The organism is Sorangium sp. So ce375 (genome assembly GCF_051473855.1).
Taxonomy (GTDB): Bacteria; Myxococcota_A; Polyangia; order Polyangiales; family Polyangiaceae; genus Sorangium.
This window is the reverse complement of sequence record NZ_CP150335.1, coordinates 6,215,123-6,236,695: the sequence shown is the minus strand read 5'-3', so window position 1 is coordinate 6,236,695 and position 21,573 is coordinate 6,215,123. Positions and strand designations below refer to the sequence as shown.

General features: G+C 69.1%; 15 protein-coding genes. 5 read left to right on the top strand and 10 right to left on the bottom strand.

What is annotated here, in order from left to right; all coding sequences use genetic code 11:
• Positions 1-61: 61 nt before the first annotated feature.
• Positions 62-1,066 (top strand): DUF2804 domain-containing protein, encoded by a 1,005-nt coding sequence (locus tag WME90_RS23050; RefSeq protein WP_437283332.1) that lies wholly within the window; start codon positions 62-64, stop codon positions 1,064-1,066.
• 32 nt (positions 1,067-1,098) lie between these two features.
• On the opposite strand, the gene ligA is transcribed toward WME90_RS23050, so the two are convergent.
• Both ligA and WME90_RS23040 read right to left on the bottom strand, forming a co-directional pair.
• Positions 1,099-3,129, bottom strand: coding sequence for an NAD-dependent DNA ligase LigA (ligA, locus tag WME90_RS23045; protein ID WP_437283331.1), 2,031 nt, complete (start codon positions 3,127-3,129; stop codon positions 1,099-1,101).
• Positions 3,130-3,142: 13 nt separating this feature from the next.
• Positions 3,143-3,628, bottom strand: a complete 486-nt coding sequence (locus tag WME90_RS23040; RefSeq protein WP_437283330.1) for an NUDIX hydrolase — start codon at positions 3,626-3,628, stop codon at positions 3,143-3,145.
• Positions 3,629-3,780: 152 nt separating this feature from the next.
• Here WME90_RS23040 and WME90_RS23035 point away from each other — a divergent pair, with 152 nt between their 5' ends.
• Both WME90_RS23035 and WME90_RS23030 read left to right on the top strand, forming a co-directional pair.
• Complete coding sequence (locus WME90_RS23035; protein WP_437283329.1) at positions 3,781-4,503, top strand: hypothetical protein; 723 nt, start codon at positions 3,781-3,783, stop codon at positions 4,501-4,503.
• 62 nt (positions 4,504-4,565) lie between these two features.
• Positions 4,566-5,384, top strand: a complete 819-nt coding sequence (locus tag WME90_RS23030) for a carbon-nitrogen hydrolase family protein (RefSeq protein ID WP_437283328.1) — start codon at positions 4,566-4,568, stop codon at positions 5,382-5,384.
• An 83-nt stretch (positions 5,385-5,467) separates the two neighbouring features.
• On the opposite strand, the gene WME90_RS23025 is transcribed toward WME90_RS23030, so the two are convergent.
• From WME90_RS23025 to WME90_RS23015, 3 genes are all read right to left on the bottom strand, one after another.
• Positions 5,468-6,043 carry a helix-turn-helix domain-containing protein gene (locus tag WME90_RS23025; RefSeq protein ID WP_437283327.1) on the bottom strand — a complete coding sequence of 192 codons (576 nt, stop codon included), beginning with the start codon at positions 6,041-6,043 and terminating at the stop codon, positions 5,468-5,470.
• Positions 6,044-6,434: 391 nt separating this feature from the next.
• Complete coding sequence (locus tag WME90_RS23020) at positions 6,435-8,372, bottom strand: DNA gyrase/topoisomerase IV subunit B (protein ID WP_437283326.1); 1,938 nt, start codon at positions 8,370-8,372, stop codon at positions 6,435-6,437.
• Between the two features lie 2 nt (positions 8,373-8,374).
• On the bottom strand, positions 8,375-10,777 hold the full coding sequence (locus tag WME90_RS23015) for a DNA gyrase/topoisomerase IV subunit A (RefSeq protein ID WP_437283325.1): 2,403 nt from the start codon (positions 10,775-10,777) through the stop codon (positions 8,375-8,377).
• Positions 10,778-11,110: 333 nt separating this feature from the next.
• On the opposite strand from WME90_RS23015, the gene bamA reads away from it, so the two are divergent.
• Both bamA and WME90_RS23005 read left to right on the top strand, forming a co-directional pair.
• Positions 11,111-13,759 carry an outer membrane protein assembly factor BamA gene (gene bamA / locus WME90_RS23010; protein ID WP_437283324.1) on the top strand — a complete coding sequence of 883 codons (2,649 nt, stop codon included), beginning with the start codon at positions 11,111-11,113 and terminating at the stop codon, positions 13,757-13,759.
• A 212-nt stretch (positions 13,760-13,971) separates the two neighbouring features.
• Positions 13,972-14,754 (top strand): rhomboid family intramembrane serine protease, encoded by a 783-nt coding sequence (locus WME90_RS23005; RefSeq protein ID WP_437283323.1) that lies wholly within the window; start codon positions 13,972-13,974, stop codon positions 14,752-14,754.
• A 49-nt stretch (positions 14,755-14,803) separates the two neighbouring features.
• Here WME90_RS23005 and WME90_RS23000 read toward each other — a convergent pair whose 3' ends face one another.
• From WME90_RS23000 to atpD, 5 genes are all read right to left on the bottom strand, one after another.
• Entirely contained in the window at positions 14,804-15,154 is a 351-nt protein-coding gene (locus WME90_RS23000) for a hypothetical protein (RefSeq protein WP_437283322.1), read from the bottom strand.
• An 87-nt stretch (positions 15,155-15,241) separates the two neighbouring features.
• Entirely contained in the window at positions 15,242-17,152 is a 1,911-nt protein-coding gene (gene rpoD / locus WME90_RS22995; RefSeq protein ID WP_437283321.1) for an RNA polymerase sigma factor RpoD, read from the bottom strand.
• Between the two features lie 116 nt (positions 17,153-17,268).
• On the bottom strand, positions 17,269-19,218 hold the full coding sequence (gene dnaG, locus WME90_RS22990) for a DNA primase (RefSeq protein ID WP_437283320.1): 1,950 nt from the start codon (positions 19,216-19,218) through the stop codon (positions 17,269-17,271).
• Positions 19,219-19,417: 199 nt separating this feature from the next.
• Positions 19,418-19,975, bottom strand: a complete 558-nt coding sequence (atpC, locus tag WME90_RS22985; RefSeq protein ID WP_437283319.1) for an ATP synthase F1 subunit epsilon — start codon at positions 19,973-19,975, stop codon at positions 19,418-19,420.
• A 7-nt stretch (positions 19,976-19,982) separates the two neighbouring features.
• Positions 19,983-21,407 carry a F0F1 ATP synthase subunit beta gene (gene atpD / locus WME90_RS22980; RefSeq protein ID WP_437283318.1) on the bottom strand — a complete coding sequence of 475 codons (1,425 nt, stop codon included), beginning with the start codon at positions 21,405-21,407 and terminating at the stop codon, positions 19,983-19,985.
• Between the last annotated feature and the right edge of the window lie 166 nt (positions 21,408-21,573).

Below are 21,573 nucleotides of genomic sequence, written 5' to 3'. Positions count from 1 at the left end.
ATGCCAGGTTTCTGACGTCGCTCGCCTTGGGGGGCGACCACGTCGCCGCTACTCTCGTGAGATGCGCGAGCTCATCACGCCGCCCGATACGATCCTCGACCCGATCACGGGAGCGGCGCGCGTCGGGTCGTACCGAGGCGAACTCCCCCGCGTCCATCCGACGCTCCTCGCGCCTCGCAGCCTCGATCGGCTGCTCAAGCACAAGCGGTGGCTCTACGTGGCGATCGCGTCCGACGAGGTCTTCGTCGCCGTCGCGGTCGTGCACCTCGGATACCTGTCGACCGCGTTCGGCGTCGTCTTCGACAAGGCAGGCCGGCGATTGCTCGTGGACCGCTCGACGTTCGGGCCTCCCTTCGCGGCGAGCGTGGGCGACGCGAGCGGTGACAGCTGCTCCGCGCGCGTATGGCTCCCCCGCGCGCGCGCGCGGATCGAGCGGCCGCGCGGCGACGCGACGATCGCCGTGACCGCAGCGCTCCGCGGCATCGAGCTCGACGCACGTCTGGACAGCCGCGCGGCCCCGCCGGCGCTCTCGGCGATCGCGCAGACGTCGGACGGCGTCCTGATCACCACCGAGAAGCGCCTGCTCCTCGGCGTCACGGGCGAGGTGTCGGTGCTCGGCCGCCGCATCTCCCTCGACGGAGCCATCGCCAACTACGACTACACGAGCGGCCTCCTGCGGCGCCGCACGACCTGGCGCTGGGCCCTCGCGCTTGGGCGCGCGGAGAGCGGCGAGCGCGTCGGCCTGAACCTGGGCGAAGGCTTCGTCGGCGACGCCGAGTGCGCGATCTGGATCGACGGCGAGCTCATCCCGCTCGCGGAGGGGCGGTTCACCTTCGACGCGGCGCGGCCGCTCGATCCATGGCGCGTCCGGACCGCGGATGGCGCCGTGGATCTACGCTTCGTCCCCGGCGCGGCGCACTCGAACCACACGAACATCGGCTTGCTCGCGTCGGAGTTCATGCAGCCGATCGGCCTCTATTCGGGCACGATCCGCCTCCCGGACGGGCGGCTCCTCGAGCTGCGGGACGTCCTCGGCGTCACGGAAGACCAGGACGTCACCTGGTGAGGCCGGCTGGTCGAGCCGGCGGCTCACCACGGTCAGCCGCCGCGACGCTCGGCGATGAGCTTGTCCAGATCGTCCTCGGTGATGAGCTTCGTGCCGTACTTGCGCGCCTTCACCGCCTTGCTCGACGTGGACGCCACGTCGGCGATGACGAGGTAGTTGAGCTCCTTCGTGACGCTGCTCAGCACCCGGCCGCCGTTCGACTCGACGAGGTGGGTGAGCTCGCCGCGGGGGCGCGCGGCCGCGCCGGTGAAGCAGAACGTGAGGCCAGCGAGCGGGCCTTGGGCCTCGGGAGCGACGGGGACGATGCCAGCGGCGAGCAGCCGCGCGATCTCGTCGCTGCGGGCGCGCAGCCCGCGGACGATGCTCGCGGCCTTGATCGCGCCGAGCCCCGGGATGCTGGCGAGCTCGTCCTCGCCGGCGCCGAGCAGCTTCTCGATCGTCGTGTACCCGGCCGACACGAGCAGCCGCGCGGTCTGGATCGCGAACCCCTCGATGCCGAGCGCCGCGAGGAACACCGGCAGCGCGAGCGGGAGGCGGCTCTTCAGCTGATCCAGGCACTTCGTTGCGCTCTTCTCTCCACGCCGATCGAGCTCGGAGATGCTCTTGACCGTGAGCTTGTAGAGGTCGAGCGGCTCTCGCACGAGGCCCGCGGCCACCACCTGCTCGATCAGCTTGTCGCCCCACTCGAGCGCGCCGACGGCGTCGATCCAGTTGTGGATGCGCCCCTCGATGAGGGCGCGGCACGCGGCGTTCCGGCAGAGGAGGTATTCCCCCTCGACGACGAGCGGCGCGCTGCAGACCGGGCAGACCGACGGAGGGACGGCGACGGGGCCGCGCTTCTCGACGACCTCCTCGACGTACGGGATCACGTCGTTGCGGCGCGAGACCAGCACCTCGTCGCCCACCCCGATGCCGAGGCTCCGCACGTTGGCCGAGTTGTGTAACGAAGCGCGCCGGACGTTGGCGCCGGCGAGCTCCACCGGCTCGACGATCGCCACCGGGGTGACGCGGCCGCTCGGCCCGGTGTCCCACTGGATCGCCACGACCGTCGTCACCTTGGCGGGCGACGCGAACTTGAACGCGACCGCTCCGCGCGGCCGGCGGTTGACGTCGCCGAGCAGACCTTGGAGGTGGAGCGAGTCCACGTAGACGACGAGCCCGTCGATCTCGTAGTCGAGGCTCGCGCGGAGCTCGCTCGAGTAGCGCCGGTAGAGCTTCACGACGTCCTCGACGCTGCCGTGAGCGGTCTGCGGCGTCGCGAAGCCGAGCTCGCGCAGCCAGGCGAAGCGCGCTCGGCACGTCGGGATCTCGAGGTGCTCGGCGACATCGTAGAAGAGCACGGTGCAATGCTCCGCTCCCTGGCCGTCGAACCGCTTTGCCGCGCCCGCGGCCATGTTGCGCGGGCTGGTGACGCCGGGGAAGTGGCGCTTCATGTCCGAGAGGCGAAGGATGATCTCTCCGCGCACGGACAGCCGGCCCTGCTCCCGGATCCGCGAGGGGATCCCCTTCATCCGAGCGACGTTCGCGGTGATCCGCTCACCCCAATCGCCGTCGCCGCGGGTGATGGCGTCGACGAGCTTGCCGCCCTTGTAGATGACCTCGATGGAGATGCCGTCGAGCTTCTCCGCCACGAAGAGGTCGTCCGCGATGCTCGAGGTGGTGGAATGTGCCGGCGGCGCGGCGCCCTGGCCACCGTCGCCGTGCCCGTCCTTCGCGAGGATCTCGTCGCACCTTGCGACCCAGGCCCGGAGCTCGTCCTCGGAGACGACCTTGTTGAGCGAGCCCATCGGGATCTCGTGCCGGGCCTTCTCCCACTCGGTGATGAGCGAGGCCGAGCCGACCCGGGCGAGCACGGGGTGCGCGGGATCGAGGGCGCGGAGCTCGTCCTCGAGGGCGTCGAACGCGGCGTCCGAGATCTCGGGGCGCCCTGCATAGTAGCTCGCCCTGTATTTCTCGACGCGCTCGGCGAGCTCATCGATCCTTGCCTTGTGCTGCGGATCCGTCGCGAGCCCGCCCTGCAGCGCTTTGCGCGCTCCGGCCTCGTCGTGGTGTGCCTGCGTCATGGCTTGCCTCGGCTCACTCGAGCTCCGTGTCGCCGGCGCGCCGGGCGGCGGCGAAGAAATCCCCCATGCCCATCGCGAGCTCGGACGGGAGCTCGTCTTCCCGGAACAGCCTGACCTCGCGGATCTCGAGCGGGTTCTGTGGAGGGCGCGTCGGCGCGGCGATCCGGGCGGCGACGACGACCGTCACGGCGTGGAAGCGGACGTCGCGATCGGGCCGCGAATACACGCCCACGACCCGCCCGAGCTCAACCTCGGTGACGCCGGCCTCTTCGGCGAGCTCCCGCACGATGCTGTCGCGGAGCGACTCTCCCCATTCCAGGGTCCCTCCTGGGAGCGCCCATGTTCCAGTGTCGCTGCGACGAATGAGCAGCCACCGGCCGTCGGCGGTCTGCGCGGCGGCGGCGATGCCGACGACAGGTCGCCGGAGCAGCGCGCGGGCGACCTCCTTGGCGAGGGCGAGCACGGAGCGCGGCAACAACGACAGGGGAGCGATTTCCATGAGAATTTTTGTGACGTGAGGGGAAAGCATAGGAGCGATCGGGCGCCGCCGGGAGAGGGTTCCATGCGGCCTCGGCGGATCCTGCCGAAGGCCCCGAGCGGCACGGCTCAGGCTCGGTCCTAGGGGAGAGGCAGGCTACGCTCGTCCCCATCATGCCGATCGTGCGGAAGCCGGTGCGCGCTCCTGTCGGGTCGTACGGCTTCGTTGTCCTGTGCGGCGCGATGGCCTGGGGGGTCGCGCTCGCGTCGCTCCCGAGCTGCTCCGAGGAGCGGCTCCCGCCGCCGCGCCCAAGCCTGTCCACGAGCGTGGGCGCCTCGGGCGGGGCGCCGTCCGATCCGGAGGTCGACGAGCAGCCTGGCCCGGCGAACCTCTGCGAGTGCCTCGCGGCCTATGGCGGCGAGGCTGGGCGCTGCGGCGACTGCTTCAACGAGCACGCGTCCCGCGGTGGGCGCTGCGAGGCGCAACTCGCGGCGTGCGACGGGGAGCCTGGATGCAGGCCGATCAGCCTGTGCCTCAAGGGCTGCGGTCGAAACAAAGCCTGCCAGACGGCGTGCGTGTTCCCGGACGATGCGGGCGCCGCGCACCGGATGTTCCAGCAGGTGCTCGTCTGCGTATGCGCTGCGTGCGGCGCCAAGTGCGCATATTCCGGCGCGCCGCTCGAGTGCTCCGCGCCCGCCGAGGTGGCTGGCGCCGGCGGGGCCGCGGGCGCCGGCGGGGCCGCGGGCGCAACAGGCGCCGGCGGGGCTGCGGGCGCAACAGGCGCCGGCGGGGCTGCGGCCGGAGGCGCCGGCGGGGCTGCGGCCGGAGGCGCCGGCGGGGCTGCGGCCGGAGGCGCCGGCGGGGCTGCGGGCGCGTCCGGAGATCGCGGAATCTGATGAGCTCCGCGCTCCCATCGGCGCGCCGTCCGCGCCGGTTCCGCGTGCGGTAGGCTTGCGCCATGCAAAAACCGGTGATCTGGGCGGCCCTTCAGCTCTCCAGCCAGGAGAACGTGAGCGAGAACCTGGCGCGGGTCGAGGCGCTCATCGTGGAGGCGGCGCGCCGTGGTGCGACGACGGTCGTGCTGCCCGAGAACTTCGCGTACATGGGCAACGAGGAGGGGAAGCGCAATATCGCGGAGGACCTCGATGCTGGCGGCGGTCCGATCGCGCATCGCCTCGCCGACGCGGCGCGCTCTGCTCGGCTGACGATCGTGGCGGGCGGCTTTCCTGAGCGCGCCCACGATCCTGCGCGTCCGTACAACACCTGCGCGGTCTTCGGGGCCGACGGCCGGCTCGCCGCGCGCTACCGGAAGATTCATCTCTTCGACGTCGAGATTGCCGACGGAACGAAGTACCGCGAGTCGGCGTCGACGACCGCCGGCGAGCGCCCCGTCGTCACCGAGATCGACGGCGTGAAGCTCGGGTTGTCGATCTGCTACGATGTCCGGTTCCCGGAGCTCTACCGAGCGCTCTCCTCGGCGGGCGCAGAGGCCATCGTCGTCCCGGCGGCGTTCACGCTGCTCACCGGCAAGGACCACTGGCTGGTCCTGCTTCGCGCGCGGGCCATCGAGGCCCAGGCGTACGTGGTGGCCGCGGCGCAGTGGGGCAAGCACCCCGGCGGGCGGGCGACATTCGGGAAGTCGTGCGTCATCGATCCGTGGGGCGAGGTGATCGCTCAGGCCTCCGAGGGGGAGGGGATCGCGATGGCGACGCTCGACCCCACCTACCTCGATCGGGTCAGGGCGAATTTACCTTCGCTAACGCACCGAAGGCTCTGATCGCAATGTCATGGGGGTAAGCACTTTGTCCTCGCACCGGGGGCTGGTGCCGGTGGCTCACATGGCCGATCTCTTCCGTCACCTCACTCGGCGGAGGCGTCGCTCGGCTCCGTCTCGCCGGTCGAGGGCGTCGCGCTGCCGCGCTTGGAGAGGAGGGCGCGGAGCTCGGCGGGCCTGCGGAAGCCGATGCGACGGGCGACCTCACCCTCGGTGAGCCCCTCACCTAGGAGCGCTCGCGCGCGCTCCGCGCGCACCTCGTCGTAATAGACGTGGGGCGATGACCCGAAGGCGGCACGGAAGAGCCGTGCGAAGTGAAACTCGGACAGATCGAGATCCAGCGCGACCTCGTAGGAACGGATCCTCTGGCCTGCTTCCGCGGCGCTGCGGATGCGGTCGCGACCGAGCAGGATCCGCTCCGAGGTACTGCGCGGGAGCGGGGCGGCGGATCGCGGTGGTGGCGTGGATCGCGAGGCGCCGAGCACTGCAGCGCGCTCGTGCGGCGGCTGCGAGCTGTAGGTCGGCGCGGCGGCGCCAGGCGTGGGCAGGGGCGCCGACCGTGGGGCAGGCGCGCCGCTCGGAACCGAGAGGGAACATGCGGCCGGCATGCTGTGGGACGAGGAGGGTGCGATCGGAGTCGAGATGGGAAGCGCAGTCGTCACGAGTACCTCTCCAGCGGTGAAAGGGCGGTGTCTCGCGGTCATCGCGGCCACCGGTGCGACGTATTGCAACCGGTAGGCCGCGACCTGGCGCAGCGCTCTTGGCTCAGATGACTCTGCATTCCGCAGCACAAACTGCCGCGATTGCCCGCCGAGCTGCGCGCGACGTCCGACGGGGTGTGGCCTGCCGTTCACGTGACACAGACGCCCGGGATCACCCGCGGTTGGCACAACGTGACTTCGCGATGTCACGCCGTGACGGTCGCCTGCATTGCGACGTCCTCGCGGCGCGCTCATGGCGCTCGGTGGGGTGAATGCGGGCGTGCGGGCGTGCATCCAACGAGGTCCGCGCGAGGTGTGAAGTCGCCGCGACCTCTGGACCGAGGGATCTACGTCAGACGTCGATCTCGGCGTTCGGCGCGCGCTCCATGATGAAGCGGAAGCGCGCCTGGGCGTCCTTGCCCATCAGCTCGTTCAGGATGCGATCGGTCTCGATCTCTCCCTCGATCACGATGCGCAGCGCGCGCCGGCGGCGGATGTCGAGCGTGGTCGCCTTGAGGTCCTCCGCGGGCATCTCGCCGAGCCCCTTGAACCGCGAGATATCCGCCTTGGCCGTCTTGGGGAGCTTTGCGAGGACCCGGTCGCGCTCTGCGTCGTCGAGAGCCCAGTGCGTCTCCTTGCCGACGTCGATCCTGTAGAGCGGCGGCTGCGCGAGGAACACGTGCCCGCCGCGGAGCAGGCCGGGCAAGTGCCGGTAGAAGAACGTCAGCAGCAGCGTCGCGATGTGCTGACCGTCGCTGTCGGCGTCCATGAGTAGAAAAATCCTTCCGTAGCGCAACTTGGAGGCGTCGAAGTCCTTTCCGAAGCCGCAGCCCAGCGCGCTCACGATGTCCTGGAGCTCCTTGTTGCCGAGCACCTTCGAGGTCGAGGCCTGCTCCGCGTTGAGCACCTTGCCGCGCAGCGGGAGGATCGCCTGGGTCCGGCGATCTCGCCCCTGCTTGGCCGAGCCACCTGCGCTGTCTCCCTCGACGATGAAGAGCTCGCTCTCGCTCGGATCGGTCGAGGCGCAGTCGGCGAGCTTCCCCGGCAGGTTGAGCCGGTGCGACACCGGGGTCTTGCGCAGGACCTGCTGGGTCGCCTCGCGCCGCGCCTCCCTGGCGCGCGCCGCCAGGATCGCGCGGGCCACGATCGACTCGCCGGCCGTGCCGTTGTGGAGCATCCATTGCTCGAGCGCCGGCCGGACCATGCCCTCGACCGCCGGGCCGGCCTCCGCGTTGTTGAGTCGATCCTTCGTCTGCCCCTGGAACTGAGGGTCCTGGATGTAGATGGACAGGACACCCACGATCCCCTCGCGGATGTCGTCGGCCGTCAGCGTCACCCCCTTTGGCTGGACCTTCTTCGCGTCCATGAACGCGCGGACCGCCTTCACGATCGCGGCGCCGAAGCCGGACTCGTGCGCGCCGCCCGCGTGCGTGGGGATGCCGTTGACGTACGACTTCACGTAGTCGTCCGTCGACTCGGTCCACTGGAGCGCGGCCTCCAGGCGGATCTCACCCTCGCGCGCGACGTAGAAGATGGTCGGGTGCGTCACCGCCTTGCCGCGCTGGGCGACCAGCTTCGGCAAGAAGTCCGCGATGCCGTTCGGGTGGAGGAGCTCGATCGACTCTCCGGACGAGAGATCGCGGAACGCGATCTCGAGCCCGCCGTGGAGATACGCCTTGGCCTCCAGGCGCTCGCGGATGGTCTCGGGATCGAACCGTCGACCCTGTCCGAAGATCTCCGGATCTGGCCGGAAATGGATGCTCGTGCCGTGCTTGCGGGTGGGCGCGCCCTTCCTGAACTTGCTGCTCGGCGCGCCGCGCGAGAACGTCTGCTGGTGCTCGAAGCCGTCGCGTAGCACCCGGACCTCGACGAGCTCGGAGAGCGCGTTGACGACGCTCGATCCGACGCCGTGGAGCCCGCCTGAAACCTTGTAGTTGTCGCTCGCGAACTTCCCGCCCGCGTGCAGCGTGCAGAAGATGAGCTCGAGCGCGGGGCGTTTGTACTTGGGATGGACGTCCACGGGGATGCCGCGCCCGTCGTCGGTGACCGTGGCGCCCTGCAGATCGGCGTCGAGCGTCACCTCGATCCGCTTCGCGTGCCCGTTGATCGCCTCGTCGACGGCGTTGTCGACGATCTCCCAGAGCAGGTGGTGGTAGCCCCTGGCGTCGGTGCCGCCAATGTACATGGCGGGGCGCTTGCGGACGGGCTCCAGCCCCTCGAGCACCTCGATATCAGCGGCCGTGTAGCGTGCGCCGGAAGCGGCGCGGACCGGGGGATTCGTGGCGGCCATGTTCAGCTCACCTCCAGCGTCGGTACGACGACGGCCGGCGGCACCACGCGGACGAAGCGGTCGCGTCGCGCGACCGGCTCGCCCTGGGTGCCGCGCGCACCGGCGATTTTGCTCGCGGCGATCTCGAGCGTCTTGCCCTTCTCCGTTTCGACCGTGATCGGGTCGCTCGGGCCGAGGGCGAGCGCGGCGCCGACCAGGCGCTCGCCTTCGGCGACCCGCATGACGACCGATCCCTTGCCCGGGCCGGAGAGCAGCGCGAGCTCCTCCACGGCCACGCTGAGCGCCCACGCGTCGCTCGAGGCGCAGAGCACCCTGTCGGCGCCGTCCACCGCGTGGACGAAGAGCACCTCGTCGCCCTCGTTCAGCTTGGCGAAGCGGCGCCCGGAGCGCGTCGAAGGATCGCGGTGCGGCCGCAGGGAGAACCTGAAGCCGAGGCCTCCTCGGGTGATCGCCAGCGCGAAGGGCGGCTCCGGCTCCGCGGAGTCCGGGGTCTGCGCCGGGACGTCGAGCGCCCGCGGATCGAAGGAGAGCAGCGCGATGAGCCGCTCTCCGTCGGCCAGCTTGAACAGCTTCTGAACGGGATCGCCGTAGCCCGTCGACTGCGGCACCTCGTGGATGCGGCACACGTAGCACGCGCCGAGGTTCGAGAAGAACGCGACCGTCGACCGCGTCGAGCCGGCGACGGCGGCGAGGACGCTGTCCCCCTCGCGGATGCGCGTCGAGGCGAGATCCTTCACCTCGCGGACCCGCTTCACCCAGCCCTGCGCCGAGAGGATGACGTTCGCGTCCTCGGCCACGATGAAGTCCTCCGCCTGGTACTCGGGCTCGTCGATCGAGCCGACCACCTTCGTGCGGCGCTTCTCGCCGTAGGATCCCTTGATCTCGACGAGCTCGTCGCGGACGATCCCCCAGCGCTTCGCGTCGCTCCGGAGCAGCCCCTCGATCCGCTTGGCGTCGGCGCGCTTCTCGGCGAGATCCTTCTGCACGAGCAGGATCTCGAGCCGCGCCAGCCGGTACAGCTTGAGCTCGAGGATCGCGTCCGTCTGCTCCTCGTTCAGGGTGAAGCGCTTCATCAGCTTCTCGGCCGCGTCGGCCTTGCCCTCGCTCTTGCGGATGATCCGGATCACCTCGTCGAGCGCGTCGAAGATCTTCTCGAACCCCTCGAGGATCGTGATCCGCCGCCTCAGCTCGCCGAGCTCGAACTCGAGCCGCCGCGTCACCGTCGCGTAGCGGAAGTCGAGGAACTTCGTCAGGATTTCGTGCAGGCCGAGCCTCCGCGGCGCGGCGATCTCCGCGTTGTCGGTGGGCACGAGGCAGGTGAGGTTCACCTGCACGTTGATCGCGAGCGGCGTCTGTTTGTAGAGGTACGCCATCACGAGCTGCGCGTCGGCGCCGCGCTTGAGCTCCATCACGATGCGCACCTCGCCGGTCGATTCGTCGCGCACGTCCACGAGCGTCGGCAGCTTCTTCGAGAGGATCACCTCGGCGATCTTCTCGACGATGGCCTTCCGCTCGATCCCGTACGGGATGGAGGTGATCACGATCTGCGGAGCGGCGCCGCGCTTGCCGTCGCCCTCCTCCAGCTGCCACTCGCCGCGGAGCTTCAGCGAGCCCTGCCCAGCCGTGTAGACGGCCTCGAGCTCCTTCTTCGTGGCGTGCAGCTGCCCTCCCGTCGGGAAGTCAGGCCCCTTCACGAACGAGAGCAGCCGGTGCGTCGTCAGCTCGCGGTTCTCGATCAACGCCACGCACGCGTCGATCACCTCGCCCAGGTTGTGCGGCGGGATGCTCGTCGCCATCCCGACCGCGATCCCCTGCGAACCGTTCACGAGCAGGTTGGGGAAGCGCGATGGAAGGACGATCGGCTCGAAGCGGGTCCCGTCGTAGTTGGGACGAAAGTCCACGGTGCGCTGGCCGAGCTCGCTGAGCAGCTCCAGCGCGAGGGGGCGGAGCTTCGCCTCGGTGTAACGCATCGCGGCGGGCGCATCGCCGTCCACGGAGCCGAAGTTCCCGTGGCCGGCGATGAGCGGCGCCCGCATCACGAAGTCCTGCGCGAGCCGGACCATCGCGTCGTAGATCGCGACGTCGCCGTGCGGGTGGTACTTGCCCATCACGTCGCCCACGACCGCGGCGCTCTTCCGGTACTTCGCGTCCGGCCCGAGGTGCAGGTCGTGCAGCATCGCGTAGAGGATGCGGCGCTGCACCGGCTTGAGCCCGTCGCGGACGTCGGGCAGCGCGCGCGACGTGATGACGCTGAGCGCGTAGTTCAGGTACCGGCGTTGCGCTTCATCGGCGAGCGAGGTGTCGGGCGCCGGGGGCGGCGGCGGCTCGCTGTCACCAGGCCGGCCGCCACGGCGGCCCTTACGAGACGCCTCACCGTCGGACGGAAGGGAGGGGGTTCGAGACACGCGATGCTCCAGGAAGTGTGCGCGGGCACCGGACGAACAGGTGCTCCGATGTTCAGGTGAACGCTAGCGAGCCTCGGCAATTACCCAGGGGCTCGCGCTCGGTCAAGGCTGCCTCGCGGGAATTTCTGGCAGCGAGTGCTCGCCTGCGCTCGTGCGGCCCCTGGCATAGCGTCAGATGGGCGCGAGATCGACCCGAACACAGGGGCGCGCAGCGCGACCAGATGCCGACGCCTTGATTTCGGCGTGCGACGCCTTGATTTCGGCGTCCGCCCTTGAGACTCACGGCGCGCTGGGCTACGGGGTGGCGCCTTGTACGCGACAGGCACCCGTCCCATGCTTCGCCTTCTCGGCCGCTGGCTGCGGCTCGTCTGGCTCGGCCTCTTCCTAGGGTTCGTCGTGGCAGCGGCGATACGGCCTCGGCTCGCGGCAGCTCAGGTGCCCGGAGGTGCTCCGGGCGCGCAGCCGCCCCGGGGTGGCGCCACGCCGCCTCCCGCCCCAGCCGGTGCCGTACAGCCGTCCGCGCCGCCCAACGTGGCCGCAGGGGTCCAGCCTGGCGCCGGTACACCTGCGCAGGTCGCCGACGACAACGTCGAACCGACGCTCCACGTGGCGCCAACGGAGGCCGAGCTCGCCCGGGGGCAGCCGGTCGTCCAGGTCGCCATCGCCGGCAACCGGCGGGTCTCGACCGAGGACGTGCTCGTTTACCTCGGTCAGACGCGGGTCGGCAGGCCGTTCAGCCCTGAGGGGCTGGCGCGCGACGTGCGCGAGCTCTGGGACTCCGGCCTCTTCGATGACGTCGAGGTCGATCTCACCCGCCGTGACGATGGCGTGAGCCTGAGGGTGCTCGTCCGCGAGCGCCCGAGCATCAAGGCCATCGAGTTCTCCGGCAACAAAGAGATCGACAGCGAGGACCTCACAGAGGCGCTCTCGGTCGAGATCAAGACCGGCACGATCCTGAGCTACGCCGCGATCCGTCGCGGCGTGCAGAAGCTCCGCGACAAGTACGCCGAGGAGGGCTTCTTCCTCGCCGAGGTCAGCTACGAGGTCAAGCCGGAGCGGGAGAACCAGGTCACCCTCAAGTTCACGATCAAGGAGCACTCGCCGGTCACCGTCCGGCGCATCACCTTCATCGGCAACCACAACATCTCGGACGAAGAGCTCCGGGAGGTGATGATCACGGGGCAGGGGGGCTTCTTCGCCTTTGGCACCGGCGGTCCGTTCCGCCAGGACGCCTTCGAGCGCGACGTCCTCGTGATCAACGCCCTCTACTACGATCGTGGGTTCCTCGCGGTGCAGGTCGCGACGCCCAGGGTGATGCTCACGCCCGACCGCACCGGCATCGACATCACGCTGACGATCAACGAGGGGCCGCGGTTCCGCATCCGCTCGCTCCGCGTCTACGAGCGCGACGCCGACGGCCGCGAGATCGAGCCGCTCGGCGGGCGCCGCGCGCTGCGCGAGATGGTGCGGGCCAAGCCTGGGGACTGGTTCAACCGCGCGGAGCTGGCGAAGGATCTCGGCGCGATCCAGACGCTGTACCGGGACGCCGGCTACGCCAACGTCGAGGCGTTGCCCGACACCCAGCTCGACCCGGACAGGCACGAGGTCGACGTCACCGTCGGCATCCGCCGAAACCAGCTCGTCTACTTCGGGCGCATCGAGATCCGCGGCAACACGAAGACGCGGGACAAGGTGATCCGCCGCGAGATGGAGGTGGAGGAGCGGAAGCTGTTCAGCGAGACGAAGCTGGAGCGATCGAAGCAGCGGATCACCGCGCTCGGCTACTTCGAGCGGGTCGACATCTCCACCGAGCAGGGCGACGACCCCCAGCACATCAACGTCAACGTCGACATCGGCGAGAAGCCGACGGGCACCTTCCAGATCGGCGCGGGCTTCTCGAGCGTCGAGAACTTCATCGCGACGGCGCAGGTCCAGCAGGCGAACCTGCTCGGGAGCGGCCAATCGCTGTCGCTCCAGGCGCAGATCTCTGGATCGCGGCGCCTCATCGACGTCCGCTTCTTCGAGCCGTACCTGTTCGACAGCCCGTTCTCCGCGGCGGTGAGCGTCTACAACCAGCTTCGGACGTACACGGAGTTCTCGCAGACCTCCACAGGCGGCTCGCTCACGCTCGGCTACCCGCTCATCGAGCCGGAGCTGCGCGCGCAGCTGACGTACACGCTGGAGAACGACGCGATCTCGTCCGCCACGGGGACCGGCCTCGGCACGGCGGCCGAGCGATCCTCGTTCCAGCGGCTCCCGCTCTACAACCTCTTCAACGCCGGGCTCACGTCGAGCATCCGCCCTGCGCTCACGTTCGACACGCGCAACAACCAGCTCTTCCCGACCTCGGGCATTTACCTGCAGGGCTCGGTGGAGCTCGCCCACAGCGCGTTCGGGAGCGAGAACGAGTTCCTGCGGTACCGCGCCACGGGGAGGTTCTACTACCCGATCACGGACAGCCTGGTCCTCAAGCTGAACACCGAGGCCGGCATGGTGACGAGCCCCAACCCGCAGGGCGTGCCGATCTTCGCCCGCTTCTTCCTCGGCGGCATCCTCGACGTGCGCGGCTTCGAGATCCGGGACATCGGTCCGCGTCTTCCGCTCCGCGAGTCGCTCGATCCGAACTCGCTGCCCGTCGCGAACGGCGCGAACATCGGCGGCAACCTGATGTACTACCAGAACCTCGAGCTGGAGTTCCCGCTCGTCGAGGCCGTGCAGATCAAGGGCGTCGTCTTCACCGATCTGGGCAACGCCTGGAACCTCGAGAAGCTCTACTGCAACGCCGCCCCCGCCTCGCCGCACGACGTCACGAACCCGTGCTTCTCGGCCGCGCGCCTCCTCGACGTCCGCACATCGTGGGGGTTCGGGTTCCGGTGGTTCTCGCCGCTCGGACCGCTGCGCTTCGAGTGGGGCTTCCCGTTCAAGCGGCTGCCCTACGAAGAGACCTACAAGTTCGAGTTCAACATCGGTAACTTCTTCTGAGTCGCCGCCCAGCGGGCGCAGCAGGGACGTGAACGCATCCGGGGGGGCCTGCCTGGTGGCGGGCGTGCCGGCCGTGCGGAACCTGCCCCGTAGCGTCCTGGATGGCATGCAGCGGGCGTAGCGACCGCCGGCGGGCGGTCGCGCGGGGCGGATCGCTGCAGAGTCCGGGGCAGCGGTTGCTCGTCGGGGGCGCCGCTGTTAGGTGGAGAGCCATGCGCCCGGAGCACAGCTCGATGGGGTTCCCCAAGCCAGGCAAGGCCCTGGTGGGGATGATGATCGCGATCGGCTGTATCTGGGTGATGTTCACCCTGGGGCTGAACTGGGGGGGCGCCGGCGAAGGCGTGCTCGCCCCGTTCCTCGGCATCAGCGAGAAGGTGCTGCATGGTCAGGTGTGGCGGCTGCTCACCGCGCCGGTCGTCCACAACCCGAGCGACCCCTGGCACTTCGTCACGACGCTGCTCGGCCTGTACTTCCTCGGTTCCTCGCTCGAAGAGCGCTGGGGAGCCAGGCGCATGCTCGCGTTCCTGTTCGGCTCCGCCGCCTTCGCGTTCGCGCTCCAGGTGGCGGTGGGCGCGCTCCTCCCGAAGGTGGCGCAGCCGGTGTTCTACGGCGGGCTCGGGATGATCGAGGCGATCGCCGTCGCGTGGGCGCTCGCGCATCGACACGCCACGGTCCGCCTCTTCTTCGTCCTCCCGGTGACGGGCACCATGCTGCTCGTCTTCATCTTCGGGATCTCGGTGCTCAACGTCATCGCCATGCGCGCGCCCCCCGAGGGGCTGATCACGCCGTTCGGCGGCATGCTCGCTGGCTATCTCTTCGGCGACTTCTCCCCGCTGCGCCGCTTCTATCTACGGATGCGCTTCCGCCAGCTGCAGGCGCAGTCCGTCGCGCTTCGCCGCGTCCCCGCGGCGCGCGGCCGCTCCGGGGGCGTCCCGCTGAGGGTCATCCCGGGCGGTCAGAAGGACCCCCCGAAGGACAAGCGTTATCTCAACTGAGATCGTCGCGGGGCGCCCCGCCCATCCCCCGCCGCGCTCGTAGCGGCGCTCAGGGCGCGGCGCACCGGCGGAGCTCTTCGAGCGTCTTGGCGCGCGTGAGACAGCCGATCTCGCCCGGGTCCACCTTGCTCCCGGCGAGCTCCCGTTTGCAGTCGGACGTCCACTCCGAGGAGAGCTTCTCGCCCTCGCTCGCGATCACCACCAAGGCTTTCCCCGAGCCCCCTGCATCGGTGGGCCCCACCCGCTTCGCCTCCGCTGCCCACGCGGTGCGCATGACCTCGCCGATCGCGCGGCAGTCGTCCTCGGACATCGTCTTGCTGCATCCGCCGCCGAGGAGCGCGCCCGCGAGCACGAGGAGGGCCGCGGCGGCGCGCTGCTCGCCAAGCGAACGACGGCCCACGCCGGCGCGCGATCGGCCAACGAGCGGCCAACAGCGCGGCCTGCGCGTGAGAGCTGCCTTCGGTTGGCGAGCAGGCCAGCCCACGGACTAGCTGTCGATGAAGCTCTTGAGCTGCTTCGACCGGCTGGGGTGCCGGAGCTTGCGGAGCGCCTTCGCCTCGATCTGGCGGATGCGCTCGCGGGTGACCTCGAAGTCCTGACCGACCTCTTCGAGGGTATGGTCGCTCTTCTCGCCGATGCCGAAGCGCATCCGGAGCACCTTCTCCTCGCGCGGCGTCAGCGTCTTCAGGACCTTACGGGTCTGCTCCGCGAGGTTCATGTTGATCACCGCCTCGGCGGGCGAGATCACGCTCTTGTCCTCGATGAAGTCGCCAAGATGTGAGTCCTCTTCCTCGCCGATGGGGGTCTCGAGCGAGATCGGCTCCTTCGCGATCTTCAGGACCTTCCGCACCTTGTCGAGCGGGAGCTCCATCTTCTCGGCGATCTCCTCGGGGGTCGGCTCGCGGCCGTACTCCTGCACGAGGTAGCGCGAGGTGCGAATCAGCTTGTTGATGGTCTCGATCATGTGGACCGGGATGCGGATCGTCCGCGCCTGGTCCGCGATCGCGCGGGTGATCGCCTGCCGGATCCACCACGTCGCGTACGTCGAAAACTTGTAGCCGCGCTTGTACTCGAACTTGTCGACGGCCTTCATGAGGCCGATGTTCCCTTCCTGGATGAGGTCCAGGAACTGGAGGCCGCGGTTCGTGTACTTCTTCGCGATGGAGACCACGAGGCGGAGGTTCGCCTCGACCAGCTCCGCCTTGGCCCGCTCCGCCATCCGCTCCCCTTCGCGGATGTTCTCGTAGGTATCGCGGATCGCCGCGACGTCGATGTTGAGCTCTTCCTCGACCTTCTTCAGGCCCTTCTGGGCGTTCTTGATGGTCGACTCGAAGTCGTTGAGCTCCTCGCGGTTGACGTTGAGCTTCTTGGCGAGCCGCCCCTCGAGGGCGCGGTTGCCCTTCACCTTGATGAGCTCGCGCTTGAGCTCGCCCTTGGAGAGCCCCGTGCGCCGCTCCAGCTCCGTCGCCCCCGCCTCCGCCTTCTCGACCTTCGAGATGAGGCTCTTCAGCTTTTGGACGATCTTGTCGATCGTCCGCTTGTTGAGGCGCATCTCCTCGAGCGTCGTCACGAGCTCGCCTGTCGCCTGCGTCACCTCGACGTCGATCTGCTTGCGGCGGACCTCGGTCTTCACATCCTTGCGCTCCTCCAGGAGCTCCGCCTTCTTCTTGTCGACGCGCTTCACCTTGTCGATGAGGCGGATGATGCGCCGGTCGGCCTCCTCCTCGTCGAACTCCTGGTCGTCGTTCTCGGCGTCCTTGATGAGCTCCTTCACCCGGATCTTGTGCTTCCGGAGCTTCTCGCCGAGATCGATGATCTCGCGGACGGCGATGGGGGAGTCGAGGATGGCGGCGTTGACCTTCTGCTCGCCGATCTCGATCCGCTTCGCGATCTCGACCTCGCCCTCGCGGGTGAGCAGCGAGACGCTGCCCATCTTCCGGAGGTACATCCGGACGGGATCGTTCGACTTCGAGTAGTAGTCGACGTCCTCTTCCTCGCGGTCGGGCGTGACGACAAGCTTCTTCTCGCCCGCCTCCTCGTCCGCGATGCGCTTCGGCGCGATCTTCACCTGGGTCGCGCCGTCGACGATCTCGATGTCCTCGTCGCCGAGGGCACCGACCACATCGTCGAGCTGATCGGGCGCAACATCCGCGGGGAGCGCGTCGTTCACCTCGTCATAGGTGAGAAAGCCTTTGCTCTTGCCGGTTTCGACGAGCTTTTCCAGCGTCTTCCGGTCCTTCTCTGACCGCTCGGCCCGGATGCCCGCGTCTCCTTTGTTGCTTGGGCGTGCCCCCGGCTCGCGTGTCGATGCGTGCCGCGCGCCGTTCAGCGCGCCGCCCCCCGCCGCCCTCGCGACCCCGCCTGCCCGACCGGAAGATTGCTTGGCCTTGCTCGCCATTACCTCATGCTCCACTTGCGGCGATCAGCTCGCCGCGACCGACAAGACACCAATGACTCCGATAAACTCTAGGGATCACGCACGTCGGGCCGCCAGGCGAGGCGACCCGGAACGCATCAAGGAAGACCGAGCCCCCCCGCTCTTCGCTGGAATAGGTCACGCAGCAAAGCGTTTTCAGCATCAGCGTCGACCGCGCTCTTCTGGAGCTGGCTCACGATGGCTGCTTTTTGTCGCGCCAGGGCTTGCCTGCTCAACTTTTGTGAATTCTCCAAGAGCGTCGCCTTGGCCGTTGAGGCCGCTTCGAAGACAGGCGAGACCAGCCGTCCAGCCGCGAATGAATGGATCGGAGCCGGGACTTGCGCAAGAAATTCGCTGGCGGCAAGGCCCATTTCAGAAGTGAAATTTTGACGCGCCGCAACAATCGCTAGGGCGACGTCACCTTCGAGGCACTCGAGCGCTGTCTGCAGCTCGTCGTCGGCCAGGAGCTCGGGAAAATCGAGGATCGAGCCCAGGATCTCGAGGCTTACCTCGTGATTCTGGGCGCGTGAGCGCGCGTGCTCCCACGTCTCGGTCGTCTGTCCGGAGGGGGTGATCTCGCGGGTGGGCTGGCTCCGCGGGCGGGAGAGGGACTCCTCGACGACGCGCTCCAGCTGCCGGAGGTCGTCGGGCGAGCGGCCGCCGATCACGAGCTTCGAGGAGAGGCGATCGGCGTAGAGCTTCGCCATCATCCTGAGGTTCGGGTCGTCTTCTTCGGCGAGCAGCGCGGTCACGGCGCGCACGCGGGCGAGCTGCTCGGGCAGCGACGAGCCTCCGAAGCTGTCGCCGTCGAGCGCCTCGTCGATGAGGTGCTCGAGCAGGCCGCGCGCCGCCTTGACGATGCGAGCGACCGCCTCCGGGCCGTGCTTGCGCGCGAGGTCGTCCGGATCGACGCCGGAAGGCAGCACGGCGACGCGCGCGCTGAGCCCGGCCTCGCGGCACGGGGAGCGCGCCGCGCGCGTGGCCTTCTTGCCGGCCGCGTCGCCGTCGAAGAGCAGGATGGCCACGGGCGCGAAGCGCTTGATGAGCTTCGCCTGTCCGGGCGTGAAGGCGGTCCCGAGCGGCGCGATCGCGTGGCCGATGCCGCGCGCGTGGAGCGCGACGACGTCGAAGTTGCCTTCCACGAGGATCGCCTCGCCGCGCTGCCGGATCGCCTGGCGCGCCTGGTACAGGCCGAAGAGGTGCTCCCCCTTCGTGTAGATCGGCGACTCGGGGCTGTTGATGTACTTCGCCGGCGCGCCGTCGGCCTGCGGCGCGGGGCCGGTGAGGCCGAGCGACGAGAGCTCGGAAGGGCTGGGATCGGGCAGCGCGCGCCCGCTGAACGCGATCACCCGGCCCATCACGTCGGTCACGGCGAACATGAGCCGGTGCCGGAAGCGGTCGTAGTGTCCGCTGCCGGACGAGCGCGGCACGAGGAGCCCGACGCGCTCCCCGAGGACCGGGGAGATGCCTTGCTGTCGCAGGTAGGTCGAGAGCCCGTCCCAGCCGAACGGGGCGTAGCCGATCCGGAACGCCTGGAGGGCGTCGGCGATCGGATCGGCGGCTCCATCGCCGTCGCGGAGGGGCAAGCCGCGCCGCTGGAGCTCCTCGTGAGCGTAGCGCGCGAGCGGGTGCGGAGCGCTGCCCGGCCCCCCGCGGAGGCTGTGCTCGAAGAACGTCGCGGCGAGGTGGTTGACGGCGTAGAGGTCGTCCTTCGACCTGCGCACCGCCTGCGCCTCGCGCCGCTCGGCCTCGGTCAGCGACTCCGCCACCTCGATGCCGGCGCGCTCGGCGAGCGCGCGCACCGCCTCGGCGAACGTCCGGCCTTCGAGCTTCATCACGAAGTCGATGGCGCTGCCGGTCTCCTTGCAGCCGAAGCAATGGTAGAACCCGCGGTTCGGGTTCACGTGGAAGCTGGGCGTCTTTTCCTTGTGGAAGGGGCAGAGCCCGGTGAAGGAGTGCCCTCGGCGGGTGAGGCGCACGCTTTCGCCGATGAGCGCTACGAGATCCGTGCGCTCTTTCACGAGCGCGATCGTCTCCGGAGAGATCATGGGCTGCCTTGGGGGCTCCGTGCGTGCGGGGCCCGCAGATCATCACGGGTGGACTGAGACGGCGTGGCGTCGTCCGCGCCAGCGCCTCGACGGTGCGGGTAGCTCGCGAAGGGGGAGGCCTCCCAGTCCCTCGCGGCCTGTGTGGAGACCAGTGTCCTGTGCGGCGGCCGCACGTGCAAGGCGGTAGCCGCCAGGGACGTCACTTCGGATCGGGGAACGGAGAGCCGGGCTTCTTGTGGTCTGTGAGGCTCTCGTCGGGCTGGGATGCCTCGACCATCTCTTCAACCGGCGGCGCCTCGGCGTGGTCGGCCAGGAACCGCGTGTCTTCGCGGACCATCGGAGGGGGCGGATCGCCGATGAGCTCGAGCTCGGTGGCGAGCCACTGCTCCTCTTCGATAAGCGCCCGGCGGCGCGGATCAGTCAGGTCGCCTTGCCAGTGGTCGAGCTCGGTATCGACCTCCTTCAGCCGGAGGCGCACCCTCACGACGTCGACGTCGTCCTTCACCGCGAAGCGCTCGGTGAGGAGCAGCGCGGTGTCGTCGGCGACCTCGACGAAGCCATGGTGAACGGCCAGGCGGTGCTCCTGGCCGTTCTGGTGGTAGGTCACGAGGCCGGTCCGGAGGGCGGCGAGCAGCGGGAGGTGCCCCGGGAGCACTCCGAACTCGCCGGCGACGCTCGGCGCGGTCACGTCCGTGACGTGCTCGCGCAGCGCGACACCGGTCGGCGTCACGATCTCGAGGAGGATTGTGTCGGCCATGGCTGCGTCAGGACGCTCTCTGCGAAGCGCGAGCCTTCACGTCCTCGATGCCGCCTACCAGGTAGAAGTCCTGCTCCGCGACATGGTCGAGCTTGCCGTCGAGGATCTCCTCGAAGCCCGCGATCGTGTCCTTGAGCGGCACGAGCTTGCCCTCGAGCCCGGTGAACTGGGCGGCGACGAAGAACGGCTGCGACAGGAACTTCTGGATCCTGCGGGCGCGCGCCACGACGAGCTTGTCGTCCTCGCTGAGCTCGTCCATGCCGAGGATCGCGATGATGTCCTGGAGATCCTTGTAGCGCTGCAGCGTCTGCTGAACGCGCCGCGCGACGGAGTAGTGCTTCTCGCCGACGATCTGGGGATCGAGCATCGTCGAGTTCGAGTCGAGCGGATCGACGGCCGGGTAGATGCCGAGCTCCGAGATCGCGCGCGACAGCACGGTCGTGGCGTCGAGGTGGGCGAAGGCCGTGGCCGGGGCGGGGTCGGTCAGGTCGTCGGCAGGGACGTAGATCGCCTGGACGCTGGTCACGGAGCCCTTGGTCGTCGAGGTGATGCGCTCCTGGAAGGCGCCCATCTCCGTCGAGAGCGTCGGCTGGTAACCGACGGCGCTCGGGATGCGCCCGAGGAGCGCGCTCACCTCGGAGCCGGCCTGGGTGAACCGGAAGATGTTGTCCACGAACAGGAGGACGTCCTGCCCTTCCTCGTCGCGGAAGTGCTCGGCCACGGCGAGCGCCGAGAGCGCGACGCGGGAGCGAGCGCCCGGGGGCTCGTTCATCTGGCCGTAGATCAGCGCGGCCTTCGAGATGACGGGGCTGCCGTCCGCGAGCTTCGACTCGCTCATCTCGAGGAAGAGGTCGTTGCCCTCGCGCGTCCGCTCGCCGACGCCGGCGAAGACGGATACGCCGCCGTGCGCCTTCGCGACGTTGTTGATGAGCTCCAGGATGAGCACGGTCTTGCCGACGCCGGCGCCTCCGAAGAGGCCGATCTTGCCGCCCTTGCGGTAGGGGGCGATCAGGTCGATGACCTTGATGCCCGTCTCGAAGACCTCGACCTTGGTCGACTGCTCGATGAACGGGGGCGGCTCCCTGTGGATCGGCGCCATCTTCTTGGCGTGCACGGGGCCGGCCTCGTCGATCGGCACACCGACGACGTTCAGGATCCGGCCGAGGCACTCGTTGCCGACCGGCACCATGATGGGCTTGCCCGTGTCACGGACCTCCAACCCACGTACGAGGCCGTCGGTGGAGTCCATCGCGATCGTGCGCACCGAGGACTCGCCGAGGTGCTGGGCGACCTCGAGCACGAGGTTGTCGGGCTCGGCCGAGATGCTCGGGTTGCTCACCTTGAGCGCGTTCAGAATCCTGGGCAGCTGGCCAGACGGGAAATCGACGTCGACGACTGGTCCAATGACCTGGGTGATCTTTCCAACAACCATGGAGCGGGAGCCCTCCTCGTACGTGCTTTGACGAGTCGCGGGGCCCACTAGCACGGACCTGCGCGTCCGACTAGTGCCGTCTACCAGAAATTCTGCCGGATTTTTGACTGCTGCGTCGCTGCGGACACGCGTGGATCCGGGCCGAGTTCTCTCGGGACTTGGGCTC

Coding starts and splice junctions, on each gene's coding strand:
- WME90_RS23050 (WP_437283332.1), top strand. CDS start 62: ATGCGCGAGCTCATCACGCCGCCCGATACGATCCTCGACCCGATCACG.
- ligA (WP_437283331.1), bottom strand. CDS start 3,129: ATGACGCAGGCACACCACGACGAGGCCGGAGCGCGCAAAGCGCTGCAG.
- WME90_RS23040 (WP_437283330.1), bottom strand. CDS start 3,628: ATGGAAATCGCTCCCCTGTCGTTGTTGCCGCGCTCCGTGCTCGCCCTC.
- WME90_RS23035 (WP_437283329.1), top strand. CDS start 3,781: ATGCCGATCGTGCGGAAGCCGGTGCGCGCTCCTGTCGGGTCGTACGGC.
- WME90_RS23030 (WP_437283328.1), top strand. CDS start 4,566: ATGCAAAAACCGGTGATCTGGGCGGCCCTTCAGCTCTCCAGCCAGGAG.
- WME90_RS23020 (WP_437283326.1), bottom strand. CDS start 8,372: ATGGCCGCCACGAATCCCCCGGTCCGCGCCGCTTCCGGCGCACGCTAC.
- bamA (WP_437283324.1), top strand. CDS start 11,111: ATGCTTCGCCTTCTCGGCCGCTGGCTGCGGCTCGTCTGGCTCGGCCTC.
- WME90_RS23005 (WP_437283323.1), top strand. CDS start 13,972: ATGCGCCCGGAGCACAGCTCGATGGGGTTCCCCAAGCCAGGCAAGGCC.
- rpoD (WP_437283321.1), bottom strand. CDS start 17,152: ATGGCGAGCAAGGCCAAGCAATCTTCCGGTCGGGCAGGCGGGGTCGCG.
- dnaG (WP_437283320.1), bottom strand. CDS start 19,218: ATGATCTCTCCGGAGACGATCGCGCTCGTGAAAGAGCGCACGGATCTC.
- atpC (WP_437283319.1), bottom strand. CDS start 19,975: ATGGCCGACACAATCCTCCTCGAGATCGTGACGCCGACCGGTGTCGCG.
- atpD (WP_437283318.1), bottom strand. CDS start 21,407: ATGGTTGTTGGAAAGATCACCCAGGTCATTGGACCAGTCGTCGACGTC.